Genomic DNA, 4810 nt, shown 5'->3' with positions numbered 1-4810 from the left:
ATGAGCCACGATCCCGCGCAAGGCGTTCCGGCTCCCGCCGTCGGCCCGGGGTCCTTGGGCCCCGAGGCGCACGTGATGGTGGGCAGCGCCGACCAGTTCATCAACTGGTGCCGGAAGTCCTCCCTCTGGTACCTCCTGTTCGCGACGGCCTGCTGCGGCATCGAGCTGATGCAGACCGGCGCCTCCCGGTACGACCTCGACCGGTTCGGCGCCGTCTTCCGGGCGACCCCCCGGCAGTCGGACCTGATGATCGTCGCCGGGACCATCACGCACAAGATGGCCGAGCGGCTGATACGGCTGTACGAACAGATGCCCGAGCCCAAGTACGTGATCTCGATGGGATCCTGCGCCAACACGGGCGGCCCCTTCTACAAGGACTCGTACTGCGTGGTCAAGGGGGTGGACCTTCTCATCCCGGTCGACGTCTACGTCCCCGGCTGCCCCCCCCGCCCCGAGGCGCTCATCGACGGCATCCTCAAGCTGCAGAAGATCATCGAGCAGAAGAGAAATTTCGCGGCGAAGGCGTAAGGGAACCCGTTTGGAACCGAAAGCGATCTTCGAGGCGGTCAAGGCGAAATTCGGCGACGCGGTGGTGGAACTCCAGGAGGAGGGCTTCCGCCCGGCCTTCCTGGTCGTGTCTCCGGAGTCGGTCCGGGAGGTCTCCCTGTTCCTGCGCGACGACCCCGCGATGAAGTTCGACTCGCTCATGTGCCTGTCCGGCGTCGACTACAAGGACCGCTTCGCCGTCGTCTACCATCTCTATTCCCTTACGATCGGCCACCAGATCGGGGTCAAGGCGTACCTTCCCCGGGAGGCGCCGTCGCTGCCGAGCGTCGACGGGGTCTGGCCGGCGGCGAACTTCCAGGAGAGGGAGGCGTACGACCTCTACGGGATCGTCTTCGAGGGGTCCTGGGACCTGCGACGCATCCTGCTTCCGGAGGACTGGGAGGGGCACCCGCTGCGCAAGGACTACAAGTACCCCGAGTTCTACCACGGGATCAAGGTATGAAGGCCCACGCGGAAGCGCTTCCCACCCAGGAGATGCTCATCAACATGGGGCCGCAGCACCCGAGTACCCACGGGGTGCTCCGGGTGATCCTGCGCACCGACGGCGAGGTGGTGGTCAACGCCAAGCCGGATGTCGGGTACCTGCACCGGGCGCTGGAGAAGATCGGCGAGCGGGTCACCTACGCGCAGTTCATGCCGTTCACCGACCGACTCGACTACCTCGCCTCGATGAACTGCAACGCGGCATGGGCGTGGACCGTGGAGAAGCTCGCAGGCATCGAGGTCCCCGAGCGGGCGGAATACATCCGGGTGATCGTGTGCGAGCTGAACCGGATCTCCTCCCACCTGATCGCCTTCGGGTCGTTCACCGCCGACATGGGGGCCTTCACCCCGTTTCTTTACGCCATCCGCGAGCGGGAGAGGGTCAACGACCTGTTCGAGGACATCTGCGGGAACCGGCTGACGTACAATTACGTCCGCATCGGCGGCGTCTCGGCCGACCTGCCGGACCGGTTTCTCGAGAAGACGAAGGAGTTCCTCGACTACTTCGAGCCGAAGATCCCCGAATACAACAACCTGATCTCCTACAACAAGATCTTCGTCCACCGGCTCGCCAACGTCGCGGCCATTTCCGGCGGAGAGGCCGTCGCCTACGGGCTCACGGGGCCGAACCTGCGGGGCTCCGGGGTTTCCTTCGACCTGCGGAGGAACGAGCCGTATTCGGTCTACCCGAAGCTCGACTTCGACGTCTGCGTCGGAACCGGGGAGCGGGGGACGGTGGGGGACTGCTTCGACCGGTACATGGTCCGGATCAACGAGATGAGGGAAAGCGTGAAGATCCTGCGCCAGGCGATCGCGCAGACCCCCGACGGCCCGGTGATGGCCAAGGTCCCCCGGGTGTTCAAGCCGCCCGCCGGAGAGGTCTACTTCCGCGCCGAGAACCCGCGCGGGGAGACGGGGATCTACCTGATCAGCGACGGGACGGTGAATCCGTACCGGCTGAAGATCCGCGCCCCCTCCTTCGTGACGATGAACATCTTCGAGAAGGTCACCAAGGGACTGATGATCGCCGACATCGTGGCGGTCATCGGCAGCTTCGACATCATTCTCCCGGAGATCGACCGGTAGCGCCATGATGGAATCGCTCGCGATATCCCTGGTCCACGCCGTGCCGGCGCTCTCGGGAGTCCCGCTGTGGACGCTGACCCTCCTGTTGATGGTGGTGGTCGCGGCGGTCGTCCTCACGTTCGCCCTGCTGTACGCGGGCCTGGCGACCTACGTGGAGCGGAAGGTGGCCGGCGACATCCAGGCGCGCATCGGGCCGAACCGGGTCGGCCCCGTGGGGCTCCTCCAGTTCCTGGCCGACGGGATCAAGCTCCTCCTCAAGGAGGACATCATCCCGGCCCAGGCCGACCGCTTCCTCTTCGCCCTGGCGCCCTACCTCGTGTTCATCGGCTCCTTCGCCGCCTTCGTGGTCATCCCCTTCGGCGTGGGGCTGATCGCCTCCGACCTGAACATCGGAGTCTATTACGTGATGGCCATCAGTTCCCTCGTGGTGGTGGGGGTGATGCTCGCGGGGTGGTCCTCCAACAACAAGTGGGCCCTCCTGGGGGGGATGCGCGCGGCGGCGCAGATCGTCTCGTACGAGGTCCCGGTGGGGATGGCGATCCTTCCCGCGGTCCTCATCGCCGGCTCCCTCTCCCTCCAGGACATCGTCCGGTCCCAGGCAGGTTTTCTCGGCATCTTCGGGTGGAACCTGTTCCACAACCCGTTCACCTTCGCTTCCTTTTTCCTGTATTACACCGCGGCGCTGGCGGAGACCAACCGGACCCCCTTCGACATCCCGGAGGCCGAATCGGAACTCGTGTCCGGGTACCATGTGGAGTACTCGGGGATCCGGTTCGCCTTCTTTTTCCTCGCCGAATACGGCGACATGTTCGTCGTGTCCGCGCTGGCGACCGCCTGCTTCCTCGGCGGGTGGCACGTCCCGTTTCTTTCCGTGGAAGCGCTCCCCGCCTCCTGGGGCAACCTGTTCTCCCTGGGCGTGTTCCTCGGGAAGACGCTGGGACTCGTCCTGCTCATGATGTGGGTCCGGTGGACCCTGCCCCGGCTGCGCGTGGACCAGCTCATGCGCATGGCGTGGAAGTACCTCGTTCCGCTCACGTTTTTCAACCTGCTGGGCGTCTCCCTCTGGCTGCTGCTCTTCCGCGGCAAGGGGATTCCCGCGATGATCGCGTCGCTCTTCGGATAACGGGATGGGCTTGAAGGAATATTTGGGCGACATCTGGGAAGCCGTTGCGACCACCGCCAAGGGGATGCGGATCACCGCGCGGTACGGGGTGGACCCGAGGGAGACGATCACCCTCCAGTACCCGGAGGAGCGCTGGGAGCCGTCCGAGCGGTTCCGGGGGTTCCTGTACAACGACATCAAGAAGTGCACGAGCTGCTCCATGTGCGTGAAGGTCTGTCCCGTCGACTGCATCGCCCTCGAAGCGGTCCGGGGGGCCGACAAGAAGCTGGTGCTCGTCTCCTACGAAATCAACATCGGGCGCTGCATGTACTGCGGACTGTGCGTCGAGGTGTGCCCTCCGAAGTCGCTCACGCACACGAGCGGATACGAGAAGGCGACGGTCAGCCGCGGGGAGCTGATCCTGCACTTCGTCTTCGAAGAGGCGGTTGAGATCAAGGCCCGCGTGGCGAAGCAGGTGGCGGAAGCGGCGGCGAAGGCGGAGGCGGCGAAGGAAGCCAAGACCACGGACGTGTCCCCCGAAGCTCCAACGGGAGCGAAGGGGGATGCCCCCTCCGTACCGGAGAAAAAGGGAGTACCGCCGGTGGCGCAGCCCGCGGCGCCGGCGTTTGCGGCGGGGAACCCCGCGGCCGGCGACGACGGGGAGAAAAAGCCCGCGCAGGGACCGAAGGGGGAGCCCGCGAAGCCGGAGGAGTCCCCGGAAGAGGGCGGGGGGAAGACGAAATGAAGGGACCGGCGGATCTGGTCTTCTACGTGCTGGCGGCCCTGACGGTGGGGTCGGCGATTCTCGTGGCGACCCTTCCGAACATCATCTACGCCGCAGTGGCGCTTCTGTTCACCTTCTTCGGGGTAGCGGGCCTGTACGTGCTCGTTTCCGCCGACTTCCTGGCGGCCACGCAGGTGCTCGTGTACGTCGGGGGGATCCTCGTGCTGATCATGTTCGCGGTCTTTTTGTCGAACCGGATCTCCTCCGTCAAGCTTTCCAACCCGGTCCATTTCCGGCTGCCCGCGGCGGCGATCTGCCTCGCCCTGTTCGGCGTGCTGGCGCACACGGCGGTATCCCCGGTGTTCCTCCTGAAGCCGCAGGTCACGTACCAGCCGACCACCGCAGAGATCGGCGAGCTTCTGATGACCCGCTACCTGCTTCCGTTCGAGGTCGCCTCCGTGCTGCTGCTCGCCGCCCTCATCGGCGCGGCGCTCCTGTCGCGGCCGGACCGGTCCGATCTCCGCAGACCCGACATGGAGGAGCCGAAGTAGATGGCCCTGGACAAGATGCTGGTCATCGGCGCGGCGCTCTTCTGCTGCGGGCTGTACACGATCCTGACGCGGCGCAACGCGGTGGCCGTCCTCATGGGGGTGGAGCTGGTCCTGAACGCCGCCAACATCAATTTCGTGGCGTTTTCGCACTATGGATCCCGGTTGATCGGCGGGCAGATCTTCGCCGTCTTCGTCATCGTGCTCGCGGCCGCCGAGGCGGCCGTCGCGCTGGCCATCTTCCTGCGGCTGTTCGCCACGACGGGCACCGTGGAAGTGGACACCGCCGACCATCTCCGG

The 4810-nt window shown here is 65.6% G+C and carries 7 protein-coding genes; all 7 read left to right on the top strand.

Annotated elements, in window-relative coordinates; translation table 11 throughout:
* A partial coding sequence (locus tag VJ307_00200) for an NADH-quinone oxidoreductase subunit B family protein (protein ID HJX72545.1) occupies window positions 1–528 on the top strand: 528 nt, incomplete at its 5' end.
* A gap of 10 nt (window positions 529–538) precedes the next feature.
* Complete coding sequence (locus tag VJ307_00195) at window positions 539–1009, top strand: NADH-quinone oxidoreductase subunit C (protein ID HJX72544.1); 471 nt, start codon at window positions 539–541, stop codon at window positions 1007–1009.
* Window positions 1006–2136, top strand: a complete 1131-nt coding sequence (locus tag VJ307_00190) for an NADH-quinone oxidoreductase subunit D (GenBank protein HJX72543.1) — start codon at window positions 1006–1008, stop codon at window positions 2134–2136. The genes VJ307_00195 and VJ307_00190 overlap by 4 nt, the downstream gene beginning before the upstream one ends.
* 4 nt (window positions 2137–2140) lie before the next feature.
* Window positions 2141–3259, top strand: coding sequence for an NADH-quinone oxidoreductase subunit NuoH (nuoH, locus tag VJ307_00185; protein HJX72542.1), 1119 nt, complete (start codon window positions 2141–2143; stop codon window positions 3257–3259).
* A 4-nt stretch (window positions 3260–3263) separates the two neighbouring features.
* Window positions 3264–3983, top strand: coding sequence for an NADH-quinone oxidoreductase subunit I (locus VJ307_00180; protein HJX72541.1), 720 nt, complete (start codon window positions 3264–3266; stop codon window positions 3981–3983).
* Complete coding sequence (locus VJ307_00175) at window positions 3980–4513, top strand: NADH-quinone oxidoreductase subunit J (protein ID HJX72540.1); 534 nt, start codon at window positions 3980–3982, stop codon at window positions 4511–4513. Before VJ307_00180 ends, VJ307_00175 begins: the two co-directional genes overlap by 4 nt.
* Window positions 4514–4810, top strand: a 297-nt coding sequence (gene nuoK, locus VJ307_00170; GenBank protein HJX72539.1) for an NADH-quinone oxidoreductase subunit NuoK, incomplete at its 3' end; no start/stop codon positions are given. It abuts the gene before it with no gap.

The sequence above is a fragment of the Candidatus Deferrimicrobiaceae bacterium genome (assembly GCA_035256765.1).
In the GTDB taxonomy this organism is placed as follows: Bacteria; Desulfobacterota; Deferrimicrobia; order Deferrimicrobiales; family Deferrimicrobiaceae; genus CSP1-8.
Note: the sequence above shows the minus strand (reverse complement) of the source record. Positions and strands in the feature narration are given on the sequence as shown.

Coding starts and splice junctions, on each gene's coding strand:
- VJ307_00180 (HJX72541.1), top strand. CDS start 3,264: ATGGGCTTGAAGGAATATTTGGGCGACATCTGGGAAGCCGTTGCGACC.
- VJ307_00175 (HJX72540.1), top strand. CDS start 3,980: ATGAAGGGACCGGCGGATCTGGTCTTCTACGTGCTGGCGGCCCTGACG.
- nuoH (HJX72542.1), top strand. CDS start 2,141: ATGATGGAATCGCTCGCGATATCCCTGGTCCACGCCGTGCCGGCGCTC.
- VJ307_00190 (HJX72543.1), top strand. CDS start 1,006: ATGAAGGCCCACGCGGAAGCGCTTCCCACCCAGGAGATGCTCATCAAC.